General features: G+C 58.3%; 19 protein-coding genes. 10 read left to right on the top strand and 9 right to left on the bottom strand.

The features are described 5' to 3' along the window. Positions 1-2 precede the first annotated feature (2 nt). Entirely contained in the window at positions 3-1,199 is a 1,197-nt protein-coding gene (locus B2590_RS07495) for a flagella assembly protein FlgT (protein ID WP_286847915.1), read from the bottom strand. Positions 1,200-1,213: 14 nt separating this feature from the next. Further along, the gene (locus tag B2590_RS07490; RefSeq protein ID WP_286811504.1) at positions 1,214-1,756 is read right to left on the bottom strand and encodes an LPP20 family lipoprotein; all 543 of its coding nucleotides are present in this window, start codon (positions 1,754-1,756) and stop codon (positions 1,214-1,216) included. A 255-nt stretch (positions 1,757-2,011) separates the two neighbouring features. On the opposite strand from B2590_RS07490, the gene B2590_RS07485 reads away from it, so the two are divergent. From B2590_RS07485 to B2590_RS07460, 6 genes are all read left to right on the top strand, one after another. Further along, the gene (locus B2590_RS07485; protein WP_286811505.1) at positions 2,012-3,271 is read left to right on the top strand and encodes a conjugal transfer protein TraF; all 1,260 of its coding nucleotides are present in this window, start codon (positions 2,012-2,014) and stop codon (positions 3,269-3,271) included. Between the two features lie 133 nt (positions 3,272-3,404). Beyond that, positions 3,405-4,514, top strand: a complete 1,110-nt coding sequence (locus B2590_RS07480) for a multifunctional CCA tRNA nucleotidyl transferase/2'3'-cyclic phosphodiesterase/2'nucleotidase/phosphatase (protein WP_286811506.1) — start codon at positions 3,405-3,407, stop codon at positions 4,512-4,514. Between the two features lie 8 nt (positions 4,515-4,522). Next, positions 4,523-5,068, top strand: a complete 546-nt coding sequence (locus B2590_RS07475; RefSeq protein ID WP_286811507.1) for an SDR family oxidoreductase — start codon at positions 4,523-4,525, stop codon at positions 5,066-5,068. Positions 5,069-5,175: 107 nt separating this feature from the next. Continuing rightward, a complete protein-coding gene (locus B2590_RS07470) occupies positions 5,176-6,354 on the top strand; it encodes an acetyl-CoA C-acetyltransferase (RefSeq protein ID WP_286811508.1) in 1,179 nt (392 codons plus the stop codon). A 7-nt stretch (positions 6,355-6,361) separates the two neighbouring features. Continuing rightward, positions 6,362-6,826 (top strand): tRNA (uridine(34)/cytosine(34)/5-carboxymethylaminomethyluridine(34)-2'-O)-methyltransferase TrmL, encoded by a 465-nt coding sequence (trmL, locus tag B2590_RS07465; protein ID WP_286811509.1) that lies wholly within the window; start codon positions 6,362-6,364, stop codon positions 6,824-6,826. After that, positions 6,804-7,550 (top strand): substrate-binding periplasmic protein, encoded by a 747-nt coding sequence (locus B2590_RS07460; protein WP_286811510.1) that lies wholly within the window; start codon positions 6,804-6,806, stop codon positions 7,548-7,550. Before trmL ends, B2590_RS07460 begins: the two co-directional genes overlap by 23 nt. A 55-nt stretch (positions 7,551-7,605) precedes the next feature. Here B2590_RS07460 and secB read toward each other — a convergent pair whose 3' ends face one another. Then, complete coding sequence (gene secB / locus B2590_RS07455; RefSeq protein ID WP_007153391.1) at positions 7,606-8,106, bottom strand: protein-export chaperone SecB; 501 nt, start codon at positions 8,104-8,106, stop codon at positions 7,606-7,608. A 142-nt stretch (positions 8,107-8,248) separates the two neighbouring features. Next, positions 8,249-8,665: a rhodanese-like domain-containing protein gene (locus tag B2590_RS07450; RefSeq protein ID WP_007153393.1), complete on the bottom strand. Its 417-nt coding sequence runs from the start codon at positions 8,663-8,665 to the stop codon at positions 8,249-8,251. Positions 8,666-8,826: 161 nt separating this feature from the next. Here B2590_RS07450 and gpmM point away from each other — a divergent pair, with 161 nt between their 5' ends. The 4 genes from gpmM to B2590_RS07430 all read left to right on the top strand — a co-directional run bounded on the left by gpmM (position 8,827) and on the right by B2590_RS07430 (position 13,818). Beyond that, positions 8,827-10,374 (top strand): 2,3-bisphosphoglycerate-independent phosphoglycerate mutase, encoded by a 1,548-nt coding sequence (gpmM, locus tag B2590_RS07445; protein ID WP_286811511.1) that lies wholly within the window; start codon positions 8,827-8,829, stop codon positions 10,372-10,374. A 26-nt stretch (positions 10,375-10,400) separates the two neighbouring features. Further along, positions 10,401-11,507 carry a murein hydrolase activator EnvC family protein gene (locus B2590_RS07440; protein WP_286847917.1) on the top strand — a complete coding sequence of 369 codons (1,107 nt, stop codon included), beginning with the start codon at positions 10,401-10,403 and terminating at the stop codon, positions 11,505-11,507. Positions 11,508-11,611: 104 nt separating this feature from the next. Continuing rightward, positions 11,612-13,012: a S41 family peptidase gene (locus tag B2590_RS07435; protein WP_036208773.1), complete on the top strand. Its 1,401-nt coding sequence runs from the start codon at positions 11,612-11,614 to the stop codon at positions 13,010-13,012. Further along, positions 13,009-13,818, top strand: coding sequence for a divergent polysaccharide deacetylase family protein (locus B2590_RS07430; protein ID WP_075194386.1), 810 nt, complete (start codon positions 13,009-13,011; stop codon positions 13,816-13,818). The genes B2590_RS07435 and B2590_RS07430 overlap by 4 nt, the downstream gene beginning before the upstream one ends. 9 nt (positions 13,819-13,827) lie before the next feature. On the opposite strand, the gene hisF is transcribed toward B2590_RS07430, so the two are convergent. The 5 genes from hisF to B2590_RS07405 all read right to left on the bottom strand — a co-directional run bounded on the left by hisF (position 13,828) and on the right by B2590_RS07405 (position 17,202). After that, positions 13,828-14,601, bottom strand: coding sequence for an imidazole glycerol phosphate synthase subunit HisF (hisF, locus tag B2590_RS07425; protein ID WP_036208768.1), 774 nt, complete (start codon positions 14,599-14,601; stop codon positions 13,828-13,830). A gap of 8 nt (positions 14,602-14,609) precedes the next feature. Beyond that, positions 14,610-15,347, bottom strand: coding sequence for a 1-(5-phosphoribosyl)-5-[(5-phosphoribosylamino)methylideneamino]imidazole-4-carboxamide isomerase (gene hisA, locus B2590_RS07420; protein WP_075194384.1), 738 nt, complete (start codon positions 15,345-15,347; stop codon positions 14,610-14,612). Further along, entirely contained in the window at positions 15,341-15,982 is a 642-nt protein-coding gene (hisH, locus tag B2590_RS07415; protein ID WP_075194383.1) for an imidazole glycerol phosphate synthase subunit HisH, read from the bottom strand. The genes hisA and hisH overlap by 7 nt, the downstream gene beginning before the upstream one ends. Before the next feature lie 51 nt (positions 15,983-16,033). Further along, the gene (gene hisB / locus B2590_RS07410; protein WP_007153401.1) at positions 16,034-16,627 is read right to left on the bottom strand and encodes an imidazoleglycerol-phosphate dehydratase HisB; all 594 of its coding nucleotides are present in this window, start codon (positions 16,625-16,627) and stop codon (positions 16,034-16,036) included. 113 nt (positions 16,628-16,740) lie between these two features. Continuing rightward, positions 16,741-17,202: an SRPBCC family protein gene (locus B2590_RS07405; protein WP_075194381.1), complete on the bottom strand. Its 462-nt coding sequence runs from the start codon at positions 17,200-17,202 to the stop codon at positions 16,741-16,743. Positions 17,203-17,272: the final 70 nt, after the last annotated feature.

Here is a 17,272-nt window from a genome sequence, read left to right as displayed (position 1 = left end):
CCCTACCAGACGATGGCCACGTCATCCCGCTGTATATTGATCAGCCCGCCAAAGACAGGAATGCTGCCGTTACTGAAATCCGGGTGAACGTTGTTCACTGTCATGGTGGCGCGGCTGTCCACCAGTTCCGGGGTCGCCCCGGGTGAATCGAAGAAGCTGGCACTGCGATAGAGCTTCAGCTCATCCCCCGGGCGCAAGCCTGCCGTGGCTCCGGAATCCAGCGTGACCTTGTTGCCGTCGACTCTCGTCACCCGCGTGATGAATGGCTGACAAGCCAGCGCATCATTGACCGCGGACACCATGTTGTTCATCAATCCCGCAACAGCCTGTCCGTACTCGGTTTCCCGGAAACCCGCCGACCCGAACCCATCAGAAGACCCCGGCCCAGCATTCCAACGTGCCTCCGCCGAAAACCGCTCCTGATAGACAGGTGCGCCGCTGAAGCCGTCATAAACCATCATGTCCACCACAAACCGCCGGTTCTGGTTCGCCGCACCAATGCCCCGTTGCAGGCGGTCGATAACAGAACTTCCCCAGGCGTCCGGGTCAGACACGCCAACATCACGGATCACACCGGTAACCACAAACTGCACCCCAAGCTCGCGAGCGACCTGAATCACGTTGCTCAATCGATTGTTGAATTTCTGATGCGTCGGAGCATTAAGCAGGTCATCAAACAGGCGCTGGGTGGTTGCGCCGAAGACCTGGAGATTGCCGCCGCGCCGGAGATCCGCCTGCAGCAATTGCGGCAAGACTTCGCCGGCATCCCCTATGCGCCCTATCCGGGCCTGATCCGGATACACCATGGGGAAGCCTGTCACGGCCACGCGTTTTCTCAACTCCGCGGCATCGCCGGCCTGGCACTGGCCGCTGGCCGACATATCGGCACGAACCGTGACACGTAACAGATTCCCCCGCCGGTACTCGTCCACCACTTCAACGGACTTTGCCCGCGCCGACGAAGCTACCTGCAGGCGGGATTCCGTCACCACACCGTTTTCCATGGTGTCGCGGCTACTGATCCTGGCTTCGTACTGCAGGGAAACATCCCTTAACGCCGCCTTCTTCGCTTCCTGCCGTGCGCTGTCAACATCATCGTTATAGATGGTGGCGTGGCCGACGCCCTCTAGCACCTCTGCCTGGGCACCGCCACACGCAAACACCAACAGCGCTGTGACAACGGAAATAGCCAATTTCATGGGAAATCGTTCCCTTATTCGAGGTAGTAGAGGGAATCAACGCCCCGGCTCTGGAAATCTCCGGTGCTGTCATTGCCTCTGGGCATAGGGATTGGACACAGGTCCTGCACTTCCCGATCGGTTACGCGGGAAACACAGGCACGGAACCTGGGCTCCAGCTTGAGCTCCATAACGGTTTCCACAACTCCGTCACTGTGTTCATTCACGGCAACCATCTTGGCACCACGGATGTAGCTATCAACGTAGGTGCGGAACATATCGTTCTGCAATACGAAATCGTTCACCGTTGAGCTGCCGTAGATCACGGTCCCATAGACCCGTTCCGCCAGATTGCGATAGGCATCCAACTGGGACGCACGCCGGGCAAGCAGGCGCTTGCGCGTGTTCAGGCGATCTTTCGACACTTCCTCATAGGTCCCGAAGCCGCTAACCCGCACGGTAATCGGGTCCAGTTCGGTCTGCTGCCGGTCGGCACCGGCGTTCCGGTGCTGGCCAACGGGGGCGCAGCCGATCATTGTTAGCACCAGCGCAGGTATCAGTATCCGCCGCAGGGTCATGTTGGTTCTCCGCAAAAAACATCTGTTCACTGCCCTTATGAAAAATTCACGCCAACCTTTGTAACCGACTGAATTCCATAATTTCATTTCTCACACTGCCCGCCACACAGAATCCATGCGGCAAAAAACTACCGCTATTTACAGTAGAAAAACAAACCGTTACCGCATCACCGGTGAGTCACGGCAGCAACTGGATTAACCTGAACTGCATGTCACCTTTAACTTAGCAGCATCATCGCTTCATCAGGACACATCATGACCCCACAGCGTCTGACCAAGCTATCACTGGCCATCGGCCTTTCCATCGCCACCACCTCCGCCATCGCGAGCGCGCAAGCGTTCATGTCATCACGCTCGTTTGCCATGGGCGGCACCGGTGTCGCCGTCGCCCACCCGGCGGCGGCCGGTGCCACTAACCCAGCGATGATGGCTGCGGACCACCATGAATGGTCCAACGACTTTGGCCTGATGCTACCCTCCGTCAACGCCCGCTTTGCGGACGAAGAGGAAACCGTTGATCAGATCGACGATATTCAGGACACCATTGATCGCTTTCAGGAACTGGACAAGACGTCGAACCCGGAAGATGCCCGCCAAGCCGCCGGCGACCTGAGACGGCAGCTGAATGACTTTGATCGCGACACCGTCCGGATTGACGGTGGCCTGGGTCTCGCCCTGGCGGTGCCCTCGGAGTCGTTTGCCGTCGGCTTCTTCACCAACGGCAACATCCGCGCCACCGTCCGCGGGGAGTTTGACGAAGATGATGAGCAGTTTCTGGCGGACCTGGAGAATGCAACCATCCCGGAACTGATTGCCGCCGATCTCGACCGTGACCTGGAATCCCGTGGCCGCATCCTGGCCTCCGCTGTCGCCGAAGTAGGCCTTTCCATCGCCACTTCCATAGAGCTTCAGGACAGTTCAAGGCTGCAGTTGGGCGTCTCCCCGAAATACGTCCAGTTGCGCACCTTCCAGTACACCGAAACCGTCTCCGGGTTTGAAGACGACGAGTTCGACAGCGACGAGTACCAGACCGACAAGAGCGGGTTTAACCTCGACGTGGGCGCCGCCTACGCCTTCGGTTCTCGCAACCAGTGGAATGCCGGCATCGCGGTCAAGAACCTGATCCCCATGGAACTGGATTCTGCGGCCAGCCACCCTGATGAAGAGGAACGCACCCTGGAACTCGACCCGATGGTAACCGCTGGCATCGCCCACAAAGGCGAATTCCATGTGCTGACGGCAGAAGTGGACCTGACGGAAAAGAAAGCCTTCGGCTACGAAGATGACACCCAGTGGGTGGCCCTCGGCGCGGAATTCGACGCTTTCCGCTACGCGCAACTTCGCTTCGGCGTGCGCCAGAACCTGGCCAGCAATGACGACAATGACGGTATCGAGGAAGACACCCAGTTTACGGCCGGTATCGGCCTGTCACCCTTCGGTGCCCGCCTCGACATCGGCGGCCTGATCAGTGATGCCGATCTGGGCGCGGCGATTGAGCTCGGCGCTGCGTTCTGAGCCCGTTTCCTAGAAGCAACTCCACCAAGCCCGGTTTGATACCGGGCTTTTTTGTGGCCAACCGGTTTGCCTGTGGCCAGCCTTGCCGGGATAATCCCCAGAGCAACATCCCTCAAGGAGCAGAACCCGATCCATGAAAACCTATCTGGTGGGCGGAGCCGTCCGTGATGAACTTCTTGGTCTGCCGGTCAAAGACCGGGACTGGGTGGTCACCGGTGCAACGCCGGACGACATGTTGCGACAGGGCTTCAAGCAGGTAGGCGCAGATTTTCCGGTATTCCTTCACCCAGACACCCGGGAGGAATACGCATTGGCACGAACGGAACGAAAGCAGGGGCGAGGCTACCACGGCTTTACCGTGTACAGCGCCCCGGACGTGCCCCTTGAGGACGATCTGAAGCGCCGTGACCTGACCATCAACGCCATGGCAAAGTCCACCGCAGGTGAAATTGTCGACCCCTTCCACGGCCGCCAGGACCTGCAAGATCACAAACTACGCCACGTTTCCGAGGCCTTCGCCGAGGACCCGCTGCGCATACTGCGCACCGCACGCTTTGCTGCCCGCCTGCAGCCGCAGGGATTCACCATTGCCGAACCCACCATGGCGATGATGCGGCAGATGGTGGACCAGGGCGAGGTCAGCCACCTGGTACCGGAGCGGGTATGGCAGGAAATCCAGCGAGCGTTGCGTGAGCAGGAACCCGGTACCTTTTTCGAGGTCCTGCGTGAATGCGGTGCACTGGCTGTCCTTATACCGGAACTGGAGCCACTCGAGGCATTTTCAGACGCCATCGGCGCCTTGCGCCGTGCCCACGAAAGCAGCGACGACACCAGTGTCCGCTTCGCGGCGCTGCTTTCCCCCCTGGCGCCGGCCGGTGCCCGGAATCGAGCCAGGGCACTGAAAGCCCCCAACGACTGTCAGGATCTCACCCGCCTCACCACCGACTTGATACCAACGGTCCGCACTATGACGTCTCACGACGCCGAGCTGTTATTGGACATGCTGGATGGAGCAGACGTGTGGCGTCGGGCGGACCGATTTTCCGGACTACTGGCTGCCCTGAGATGCGCGCTGCCGGAGCCAGAACGGCACAAGGTGGATTGGCTGGAATCCGCGCAACATGCCGCCACCGGGGTACAGGCGAAAACCCTGATGGAACAGGGGTTTCGTGGAAAAGAACTGGGTGAAGCAATCCACAATGAGCGGTTACGGCGTATCCTCGCATTCCTCAACAAAGAGTAAGACACGCGATGGCATCATCAACACCTGTAGCCCTCATTACCGGCGCAGCGCATCGACTTGGCTCCCATACCGCCAGACATCTCCACCAGCGCGGCTGGAGCGTGGTCATTCATTACCGTTCGCGGGAGGCGGATGCGAACATGAACACCAACCTGCGGGCGCCTTTCTTTCTGGGCCAGGCCTGCCTGCCAGCGTTGAAACTGTCACGGGGCGCCATCGTGAATCTTATCGACATCTACAGCCAACGGCCGCTGGCCAACCATCCACTGTACTGCGCCAGCAAGTCCGGACTCGCTTCACTGACCCTGTCCTGGGCGAAGGACCTGGCACCCGAGGTACGCGTGAATGGGGTTTCACCAGGCGCCATCCTCTGGCCAGAGGGTGATGCTGTGATAGACCATGCCTACCAGCAGAGCATACTGGCCAAGACGCCCCTGGCCCGCACCGGCAAACCGGAGGACATTGCTGGCGCCATCGCCTTCCTGCTGTGCGACGCCCCGTTTATCACCGGCCAGATCCTCGCGGTGGATGGCGGACGCAGCCTTAATATGTAAGATCCCTCAATATTTAAGACCATCGCAGCTGCCTGCTTTGGCCCACTCTCGCTTTCCGATACAATGAAGCCAACTTTTAAAATCTGCGTGCAAACCGGAGAGACTCCATGCGTGATGTAGTTATCGTAGCCGCCAAACGTACCGCCGTCGGCAGCTTCGGCGGCGGGCTGTCCAGCCTGAGTGCCGATAAGCTGGGCAGCGCCGTTATCAAAGCCCTGCTTGAGGAGACCGGCGTCGCCGCCGATCAAGTCAACGAAGTAGTCCTTGGCCAGGTTCTGACGGCCGGTTGCGGCCAGAATCCGGCACGCCAGGCATCCATCAACGCCGGCATCCCCGCATCGGTACCGGCAATGACGATCAACAAGGTGTGTGGTTCCGGACTGAAGGCAGTGCACATGGCGGTCCAGGCCATTCGCTGCGGTGACGCCGAGTTGATGATTGCCGGTGGCCAGGAGAGCATGAGCCAGGCTCCCCATGTGCTGCCTAACAGCCGCAACGGCCAGCGCATGGGTAACTGGAACATGGTAGACACCATGATTTCCGATGGCCTTTGGGACGCCTTCAATGACTACCACATGGGTGTCACCGCGGAAAACATTGTGGAGAAGTACGGCATCACCCGTGAAGAACAGGATGAGTTTGCTGCCGCGTCCCAGCAGAAGGCGGCCGCCGCGATCGACGCGGGTTACTTCGAGGGCCAGATTGTCCCCATCACTATTCCTCAGCGCAAGGGCGATCCGCTGATCGTCGACACGGACGAAAACCCGCGTGCTGGCGTAACCGCGGACAGCCTGGGCAAGCTTCGTGGCGCCTTCAAAAAGGATGGAACCGTCACCGCCGGCAATGCGTCTTCCCTTAACGACGGCGCGGCGGCCGTCATCGTATGCAGCGCCGACAAGGCCAAAGAACTTGGTCTTGAGCCGCTGGCCACCATCAGGGCTCACGCCAATGCCGGTGTCGACCCGGCCATTATGGGCACCGGCCCGATCCCTGCTAGCCAGCGCTGCCTGAAACTGGCCGGTTGGTCGGTGGACGATCTGGATCTGGTGGAAGCGAACGAAGCCTTCGCCGCCCAGGCTATTTCCGTTAATCGGGACCTGGGATGGGATACCGCGAAGGTCAATGTGAACGGTGGTGCCATCGCACTGGGCCATCCAATCGGGGCTTCCGGTTGCCGAATCCTGGTCGGCCTGCTCCACGAGATGGCTCGCCGGGATGCAAAGAAGGGCCTTGCCACCCTGTGCATTGGCGGCGGCATGGGTGTTGCCCTCGCCGTGGAGCGTTGATCACAGGATGTTGAACGTGGTGCTGTTCGAGCCGGAGATACCGCCGAATACCGGCAATATCATCCGGCTCTGCGCCAACACCGGCTGCCGGCTGCATCTGATTGAACCCCTGGGTTTTACCCTCGAGGACAAACAGATGCGCAGGGCAGGCCTGGACTATAGCGAATACGCAACGGTAACGGTGCACTCCGGCTACCAGGCCTTTCTGGAAAATGAGCAACCTTCAAGGCTCTTCGGGCTGACTACCAAAGGTAGCCGTGGTTATCATGATGTTGAATACCAGAGTGGTGACTATCTGATGTTCGGCCCCGAAACCCGCGGGCTACCGCAGGACATCCGCAATGCGATGCCGGAGCAGCATCGCCTGAGAGTGCCCATGCGGCCAGAAAGTCGGAGCCTTAACCTATCCAACACGGTAGCACTGGTGGTTTATGAAGCGTGGAGGCAACTTGGATTCGAAGGGGCACAATAGCCATATCCGGGATATGTGGCCCACTTTTGCCATTTCGCTCGTACTGACCGCCAGCAACGCCTGGTCCAATAGCGATACGCAGGCTACCCGGGTTATCACCACTCCCTCGACAACCTCAGAAGTGTCTGTGGTACTGGGCAAACAGATCATCCGAAAGCTCTATGACAGCTGCGGGCTGGACATAAGATATCTGGATGCCCCGGCTGCACGAGCCGTGCTCATGGCAGAGAAAGGCCAGTCAGACGGCGAGCTTGCACGGATACCGATGGCCGTCAAAGACAATGCACCCCTGCTACCCCTGGCTACGCCGATCCTGGACGCGCGCCTGGTTTCGATGGCTCTCAACGGCGAAACCGGTGACTCAAAGGCGTCTTTGAAGGGAAAACGGATTGGCTTCCTCAATGGCTATCGAATGGTCGCGGCAGTCCTGCCCGAGGATGCGACACAGATAACCACCAGTGACAGCTTTCAATTGATCGATCTGCTCGAACGAGACCGTATCGACGTGGCACTGACCCTGGAGTGGGACGCTCTGGCCGCCAAACGCAAGAACCCAAAACTGGCTATTGGCGAGCCACTGCTGGAAGCCCCCATCTACCACTGGGTGCATGAATCCCGCAAAGACGATATCCCCTGCCTGTCCCAGGCGCTGGAGTCCATGAAGACGTCCGGTGAGATCGACCAGATAATCAGTGACGGTATCGAGCCGGAAACCGTCCAATAAAAAACCCCGCGAACCTGAGTTGGCGGGGTTTTCTGACGCTTGTGCCGAGAGCGTATCAGTGAGTCTGCTCTTCCTTCGCTTCCCCTGACGCCTCTTCCTGCTTGCGCTTCAATGCCTGTGCATAGATGGCATCAAAGTTAACCGGTGCCAGCATCAGTGCCGGGAAGCTACCCCGGCCAACCACACCGTCAATGGCTTCCCGAGCGTAGGGGAACAGGATGTTGGGGCAATAGGCACCCAGCATCTGGCCAAGCTGTGGGCCTTCTATACCTTTCACCAGGAAAACACCTGCCTGCTGAATCTCGACGATGTAAGCCACTTTTTCATCGACTTTCGCGGTCACAGTCAGAGACAGGACCACTTCGTACTGGTTATCGCTGATCTTGTTGTGGGACGTGTTCAGATCCAGATTAACCTGAGGTTTCCACTGGTCCTGAAAAACCGTTGGGGAATTCGGCGACTCGAACGACAGATCCTTCACATAGATACGCTGGAGCGCGAACTGTGGTTGATTCTGGTTTTCGTTGCCTGCTGCGGCCTGCTCATTTTCAGCCATGTTCAATCCTTTCATTCTCGATAAGGGGCAACCAGGGCCCGTTGCTATGTCAGTGCTGCCGGAACAGTGTAATGCCTGGCTCCGCCGGCTGATGTGAAACAGTGCGACAGTTTACCGTTCAGTTCAAGGCCTGGCAGGGCCGTTACTTCTTCACCAACGGCAGATTGCTGCCTTTCCAGTCCGCAACGCCACCATTGAGGCGAACCACATTGGCGTAGCCTTCCGCATTCAACTGCTTGACCGCCATGGCGGAATGCTGGCCCATCTTGTCAGCTACAATAATCTGCTTGTCCTTGAACTTCTTCAGTTCCGACGCACGACTTTTGATACTATTAAGGGGAATATTGATTGAACCGGTTATCCGGCCCTCGTTAAAATCCTTGCGATCACGGATATCGACGACGACAGCTTCGTCGCGGTTAATCAGATTCACGGCTCCCTGCGCAGAGATTTTCTTGCCGCCACGGCGAGACTCAAGCACCAATATGGCCAGCAGGAAAGCGACAAACAGAGATACCAGAATGTAATGGTTAACCGCGAACTCGAACACCCTTTCCATGAAAACACCTTGCTGAATAGTTTGTGGCGGGATTATACACACCCTTCCCCAAGGACAGAAGGTGACCAGGCCGAAGGTGACGCCACTGGCCGGAGGGTGCGAAAATGTTTAGAATCAATGTTCTTTTTAGTAAATTTACCAAACTACCATCGGATTAAGTGATGACTGCCACGCGTAAGCCTACCGCACTGATCATTCTTGATGGCTGGGGCCACCGTGACCCGGCTGAAGACAACGCCATCAGCAATGCCAACACCCCGTGTTGGGATAAGCTCTGGGAAAATCAGCCGAAAACACTCATCAACACCTCCGGCATGTTTGTCGGCCTGCCCCAGGGACAGATGGGTAATTCCGAGGTTGGGCACATGAACCTGGGCGCTGGCCGGGTGGTTTATCAGAGCCTGACACGCATCGACAAAGATGTAGAAGAAGGTAGTTTTACGGAAAATTCCGTACTTTGCGCCGCCATTGATAAAGCCGTCAGCAGCAACCGTGCTGTGCACCTGATGGGCCTGCTTTCCCCCGGCGGCGTTCACAGCCATGAAGACCACGTACTGGCGGCCGCTGAGATGGCAGCCAAGCGCGGCGCGAAGGAAGTCTATATCCACGCCTTCCTCGATGGCCGCGACATGCCTCCCCGCAGTGCAAAAGCGTCACTGGAAAAAGCCGCCACCAAACTCAAGCACCTGGGCGTGGGCCGGGTGGCCTCCATTGTTGGCCGCTACTACGCCATGGACCGAGACAATCGCTGGGACCGTGTGGAAGAAGCCTACAACGTTATGACCCTGGGCGAAGCAGAGTTCACTTCAGCTGATCCGGTGTCCGCGCTGGAGCAAGCCTACGAGCGCGGCGAGAACGACGAGTTTGTAAAAGCCACCCGTATCATGACCAGCGGCGAAAACGAGGGCACCATCAGTGACGGCGACACCGTTATATTCATGAACTTCCGTGCCGACCGCGCCCGCGAGATGACACGCTGCTTCGTGGAAAAGGACTTCGACGGTTTTGAACGTCGTAAACATCCGGAACTGGCTGACTTCGTCATGCTGACCGAGTACGCAGCCGATATTAATACCTCGTGCGCTTACCCTCCGGAGCAGTTGACCAATGGTCTGGGCGAGTATGTGGCCAACCTCGGCAAAACCCAGCTGCGGATTTCCGAAACCGAGAAGTACGCACACGTTACCTTCTTCTTTAACGGCGGTCTCGAAACACCGTTTGAAGGTGAGGACCGAATCCTGGTTCCTTCGCCCAAAGTGGCGACTTACGACCTGCAACCGGAAATGAGTGCGCCCGAGGTCACTGACAAGCTGGTCGAGGCAATCAAGAGCGGGAAATACGACCTGGTTGTCTGTAACTATGCCAATGGCGACATGGTGGGCCACACCGGCAAGCTGGATGCCGCCATCAAGGCCGCGGAATGCATCGACCAGTGCGTAGCCCGTATTACCGAAGCCTTGCAGGAAGTGGGTGGTGAAGCATTGATCACCGCTGACCACGGCAACTGCGAGCAGATGACCGACCCCAATTCCGGCCAGGTACACACGGCCCACACGATCGGCCCCGTGCCGCTTATCTACGTTGGCCCACGCAAGGTCAACCTCAGGGACGACGGTAGCCTCAGCGACGTGGCGCCCACCCTGCTGAGCCTGATGAGCCTGGAACAACCGGCTGAAATGACCGGGCACAGCCTGGTGGAGATCGGTTGATTCTGCGTCTTTGGCTGGCGGTGGCGATGCTTGCAGTCGTCACGCCAGCACTGGCGGAGCAACAGGTCACACCTGGCCAGATAGAAGATCTCAAGGAAGAGATTGCCAATATTGATGAGTGGCTTGCCGACGCCGAGGAAGACCGTTCCTCGCTGGAGCAACAGCTCTCCGGGCTCGAACAGGAAATAGGCCGGCTCACCCGCGAACGCCGGGAGCTCCGCCAGCAGGCACGGGAACAGCAACTGCGCCTGACCGAGCTCGGCAAGGAAGAGACCGAACTCACCCGCGTGCTGGAAAGCCAGCGCGACAGCCTGAAGAAACAGATCCGCGCCGCCTGGATGGAAGGCGACGCGCCCGCCGTCAAAGTCCTGCTCAACGAGATCGACCCGGACAAGGTCGCCCGCACGATGACCTACTACGAGTACCTCAGCCGGGACACCATTGACCGCCTCGAGGCGTTCGCTGCCAATCTCCGGCAATTGAAAGAAACGCAGAAGCAGGTCAAGGCCGGGCGGATGCGGCTGGCAGAACTGGAAGAGAATGTCGCCGACCGCCAACAAAAGCTGAGCAGCAGCAAAAAGGAACGGGAACAGACCCTGGCGGCCCTGAAAACCGACATCAGCAATCGACTGAGCGAACGCGAGGAACTGGAAGAGGATCGCAAGCGCCTGGAAAAACTGCTGCGGGAGGTCGAAGAGGCCATCGCCAACATCCCCACGCCCAATGAGTCAGATCCGTTCGGATCACTCAAGAACAAACTGCCGTGGCCGGCGGAAGGCAAAATCGTTCGCAACTTCGGAGACAGCTACGCCAGCGGAAAACTCAAGCACAACGGACTGCTGATCAACACCGCCGAGGAAGGCGACGTAAAAGCCGTTCACTATGGCCGCGTTGTTTTCGCCAACTGGCTGCGCGGGTTTGGCCTGATCACCATCCTCGACCACGGCGACGGCTACATGACGCTCTACGGCCACAGCAGTAGTCTGTTCACCAGCCCCGGAGACTGGGTTGAAGCGGGCGAGGCAATTGCCCAGGCTGGCCGAACCGGCGGGACCAATGACCCCGCGGTGTATTTTGAGGTCCGCCACAATGGAAAACCGGACAATCCCCGACGCTGGCTCGGCAACCGCTGAACGGGTTCACGCTACCCCAAAGGCTGACAAATCAGCCCGGTAACGCCATACTGTCCGGCAATACTTGGGAACAACCAGTCATCGGATTAACACAGGACATGTGAATGAGACGGGTAAGAAGTCTACACCACGCCAGCACACGCGCACTCGCCCTTGCCACTTGCTTAACCGTTCTGCCCGGCCTTATTCATGCCCAGGAAGCCGATGAAGAAACCCGACGCCTGCTGGAAGGCATCCAGCACGGTGAGCAGGTGGAAATACAGCTGCCTGATCCGGAAGAACAGCTGCCACTGGACGACCTTCGCAAATTCGCTGAAGTGTTTGGCCGAATCAAGGATGCCTATGTGGAAGAGGTGGACGACCGCCAGCTCCTCGAAAGCGCGATCAAAGGCATGTTATCTGACCTGGACCCGCACTCCACCTATCTGGCCCCGAAAGACTACGAACAGCTCGAAGAGAGCACCTCCGGCGAGTTTGGCGGCCTGGGCATCGAAGTAGGCATGGAAGATGGCTTCGTAAAAGTTATCTCTCCCATCGATGACACCCCTGCTCAGAAGGCCGGTGTACAGGCGGGCGACCTGATCATCAAACTGGGTGACCAGCCGGTGAAAGGCATGTCGCTGGAAGAAGCCGTTAAACTGATGCGCGGCAAGCCAGGAACCGTCCTCACCCTGACCATTATGCGTGAGGGAGAATCAGCGCCGATCGAGATTGATGTGAAACGCGACATCATCAAGGTCACCAGCATCAAATCCCGCATCATCGAGAACGGCTATGGCTACGTCCGCATAACTCAGTTCCAGGCGGATACCGGCACGCAGTTCACCAAGGCACTGGAAGCCCTGGAGAAGGAACATGGCAGCGACCTGGACGGCCTGGTGATTGACCTGCGCAACAACCCCGGCGGCATTCTCCAGGCGGCGGTTGAAGCGGCCGATGCCCTGCTGGATAGCGGCTTGATCGTCTACACGGAAGGCCGCATCCAGAGCTCGCGCCTGCGCTTCAATGCCAAACCCGGAGATGTGATGCCGGATACGCCCATTGTTGTTCTGATTAACGGCGGTTCCGCCTCTGCATCCGAGATTCTTGCGGGCGCGCTTCAGGATCACCAGCGTGCCGTGGTCATGGGCACCCAGTCGTTCGGCAAAGGCAGCGTGCAAACTGTCATCCCCCTGGATGAGACTCACGCCATCAAGATGACCACCGCCCGCTATTACACCCCGGATGGGCGCTCCATCCAGGCCAAGGGGATCAAACCGGATATTGAAGTGAAGCCGGCGCAGCTGACTGAGCTCGACAGTCAGCCGTTCTTTACCGAGGCGGATCTCAGCGGCCACCTTGAGGGGCAGGATGAGGGGCAGCAGGAAGAACCGCAAAAGCAGGAGGACGCACAAAGCACGTCGCCGGCGAACAAGGACTTCCAGCTACGCTCTGCACTGAACCTGCTGAAAGGCATGAGCATTCTCAACAAGCGTAACAAGCCGACACAGGAAAGCGCGGATTGAAAGTTCTAGCAACACTGATTGCCGCCCTTTTGGCCACCTCCCCGGTTGTTGCCGGGGAGCATGAGGGGCAACTCCCGCCCACTATCGCCATCATCATCGATGACATGGGGCATAACCTGGTGGAAGGTGAGCGCCTGATCGCCCTGGATCAGCCCATCACCCTGGCTTTCCTGCCCTACCGCAGATACACCACCAGACTGGCGGAGTTGGCCCACCAAAAGCACAAGGAAATCATGCTGCATGCGCCAATGGCCAATACCCGTAACATCGGCCTTGGGCCCGGCGGCCTGAACCCGGACATGGACCAGAACAGCATAGCCACTACCTTGCGGCGAGCGCTCCAGTCCATTCCCCATGTGCAGGGCGTGAACAACCATATGGGCAGCCTGCTAACTCAACAACTTCAGCCGATGGACTGGGTGATGTCTGAACTCGATCACTACCCGGTCTATTTCGTGGACAGCCGCACCATCGCTTCCTCCATTGCGGGCGAAGTCGCAGCCGCTTACCGCATACCCACCCTCACCCGCGACGTGTTCCTGGATCACGAGCAAACCGAGGAATTCGTGGATCAGCAGTTCGAGCTTCTTATCAAGCGGGCAAAGGAAAACGGCAGCGCCATCGGCATTGGCCATCCTCACAAGGTAACGGTGGATTATCTAGAGAAACGTCTGCCAGAGCTGGACGAGCAGGGAATTGCCGTAGCGACCGTCAGCGGCGTATGGGCGATGAGGAATGGCAACCGACCAATGTTTGCGGAAGGGGAAAAGCGGGCGATTCGGCCCGCGCTGGCGAAGCAGGAATGAGGCCCGACCTCAATCCCGCACCACAATCCCCTGGGCCTTCATAAATGCCTTTGCTTCGGGAATCGTATGCTGACCGAAGTGAAAGATGGACGCCGCCAGCACGGCATCCGCGCGACCTTCGGTCACACCGTCTGCCAGATGCTGCAGCTCGCCCACACCCCCTGAAGCAATGACCGGCACTGATACAGCGTCGCTGATGGCGCGGGTCAGCCCCAGGTCGAATCCGATTTTGGTGCCGTCACGGTCCATGCTGGTCAGCAGCAACTCACCGGCACCCATCGCGGTCATCTTGCGAGCCCATTCAACGGCATCCAGCCCTGTCGGCTTGCGCCCACCGTGGGTGAAGATCTCCCATCGGGGCTCCTCTCCTTCACCACTGACACGCTTGGCATCAATGGCGACAACGATACACTGGCTACCAAAACGGTCAGAAGCCTCGCGCACGAAGTCCGGATTGAACACCGCCGCAGTATTGATTGACACCTTGTCCGCGCCTGCATTCAGGAGCTTGCGGATGTCCTCAACGGTGCGCACACCACCACCCACCGTCAGCGGGATAAACACTTCAGCCGCCATGCGCTCCACAGTTTCATAGGTGGTATCGCGGCTTTCGTGACTGGCGGTGATGTCCAGGAAGGTGATTTCGTCGGCGCCCTGTTCGTTGTACTTGCGGGCCACTTCCACCGGGTCACCAGCATCGCGGATATCGACGAAGTTCACGCCTTTTACAACGCGGCCTTTATCGACATCCAGGCAGGGAATAATGCGTTTTGCCAGAGCCATAATTCGCGTTACCCCTTCAGGCTGTCGCAGAAGGCCTGGGCCTCGGCCACATCCAGGGTGCCTTCATAGATGGCTCGGCCGGTAATCGCACCGAGGATGCCCTTGTCAGCCACGGTAGCAAGGCGCTTGAGATCGTCCATGTTGGTAACGCCGCCAGAAGCGATCACGGGAATGCCGCCTTCTTCCGCCAGTGCAGCAGTGGCTTCCACGTTCACGCCCTGCATCATGCCGTCGCGGCTGATGTCGGTGTAAACAATGGACTCGACGCCGTCGTTGGCAAAACGTTTCGCCAGATCGGTCGCCATGACTTCAGACACTTCCGCCCAGCCGTCAGTGGCAACGCGGCCGTCTTTGGCGTCCAGGCCCACGATAATGTGGCCGGGAAAGCGCTTGCACATCTCGGTAACGAATTCCGGTTCTTTCACCGCCTTGGTACCAATAATGACCCACTGTACGCCGGCTTTCAGATAGGCCTCGATGGTTTCCGCCGAACGAATACCGCCGCCAATCTGGATGGGTAAATCCGGGAATTTGCGAGCGATGGCCTGGACGATTTCGCCGTTGACGGGTTCACCGGCGAAGGCGCCATTCAGGTCCACCAGATGCAGGCGGCGGGCGCCAGCATCCACCCAGCGGGTTGCCATATCAACAGGATCGTCACCGAAAACGGTGGAGTCGTCCATACGGCCCTGGCGCAGTCTTACGCATTTGCCGTCTTTAAGATCTATGGCCGGGATGATCAGCATGTTCCAGTCCAGTTGGTAAAGTTTTTCAGTAACTGCAGCCCCGCCCGAGCGCTTTTTTCAGGGTGGAACTGCACCGCAAAGATGTTGTCTCTCGCCACGGCTGCAGCCAGGTCAACGCCGTAATGGGTACAGCCGGCAATATCCGGGTTGCCCTCGGCTTCAGCGTAGTAGCTGTGCACGAAATAGAAGCGGTCGCCGTCGGGAATATCGTGCCAAAGCGGGTGATCCATGGTCTGGCGCACTTCGTTCCAGCCCATATGAGGCACTTTCAGGCGTTCGCCGTTCTCGGTGAGATTGTCACCGAAGAAGCGCACCTCCGACTGGAACAGGTCGATACAATCCACCCAGCCGTTTTCCTCGCTGCGGGACATCAGCGCCTGCATGCCTACGCAAATGCCGAGCAACGGACGGTCAGCGGAGACTTCCCGCACCAACTCATCAATTCCCAGGCGGCGGATTTCCGCCATGCAGTCGCGGATGGCGCCCACGCCAGGGAGGATCACCCGGTCCGCGCTGCGGATCAGCTCGGCGTTGTCGGTGACCAGAACACGGGTATCCGGTGCAACGTGCTCCACCGCTTTGCTGACGGAATGAAGGTTACCCATGCCGTAGTCGATAATGGCAACGGTTTTCATGCGAAGAGAAACTTCCTGAATCGTGGTTCTTTTAGTTGAGCCCAGGGCCGCTTACAGCGACCCCTTGGTGGACGGGGTAATACCCGCCATTCGCTCGTCCATTTCAATGGCCATACGCAGGGCACGACCGAAGGCCTTGAACACGGTTTCGATCTGGTGGTGGGTGTTCTTACCCTTCAGGTTATCAATGTGCAGGGTGACCATGGAGTGGTTCACAAAGCCGTGGAAGAACTCCTCGAACAGGTCGACGTCGAAGCCTCCTACAGCACCACGGGTATAGGGCACATCCATCATCAGGCCGGGACGGCCAGACAGGTCAATCACCACGCGGGACAGTGCTTCGTCAAGCGGCACGTAGGCATGGCCGTAACGACGGATGCCCTTCTTGTCGCCAACCGCCTGCTTGAAAGCCTGGCCCAGGGTGATACCAATATCTTCCACCGTGTGGTGGTCATCAATGTGCAGATCGCCCTTCGAGACAATGTTCAGGTCCACCAGCCCGTGGCGGGCAATCTGATCCATCATGTGCTCAAGGAAAGGCACGCCCGTGTCGAAGCTGGACTTGCCGGTGCCGTCGAGATCGATCTCGACGGTGATCTGTGTTTCCAGGGTATTTCTTTCTACCCGAGCCTTGCGTTCGGCCATGGGGACTCCAAAGTCATCAGTCGGCACATGCCGGAAAAGTGTCTGCGCGCATTATACCTTTTATGATTCCCCGCGTCCCGCAATGGCCTTTATAGCCTTGATAGCGACGACCATCAGAACGCTTTCTTGAGGTTACTCATGTAGGTATCGACCAGACTATTGAACTCGTGCTTGATCACGGGGCTGATGGCCAGTTTCAACAGGCTCGGCAGCGGAACGGTCAACTCGGCGCTGGTCTGGAATTTCACCGAAGTAGTGCTGTCGTCTTTCTTCTTGAGGGTCCAGGAGCCTTTTACCACACCGTTACCCTCGCCTTTCACCGGCTCCCAGGTAATCCTGCCGTTGTCCTTGTCCGCGAAGTATTTGCACGCGTATACAGACTGGATGGCATGCTTGTCCACGCCCACCTTTTCCATTTCCCAGCGATAGGCGTTGTCACCCAGATCCACCAGGTTATGCACCTTGGGAAAATGGCTTGCCGATGCGGGCACGTCCGCCAGCAGCTCGAATACTTCGTCATATCCGGCGGGCAGATCCAGTTCCCGGTTAAGCTCAATAGAGACAGTAATAGCCACTGTTTGCTCCTTTTTATCGTTGTAAGACGCGCTTTATATCGTTGTGTAGTGTAGTTGCCCCCGCTAAACC

The sequence above is a fragment of the Marinobacter sp. UBA3604 genome, from assembly GCF_002375325.1.
GTDB lineage: Bacteria > Pseudomonadota > Gammaproteobacteria > Pseudomonadales > Oleiphilaceae > Marinobacter > Marinobacter salarius.
The sequence above is the reverse complement of the archived record's forward strand: the minus strand, read 5'-3'. Positions and strand labels throughout refer to the sequence as shown.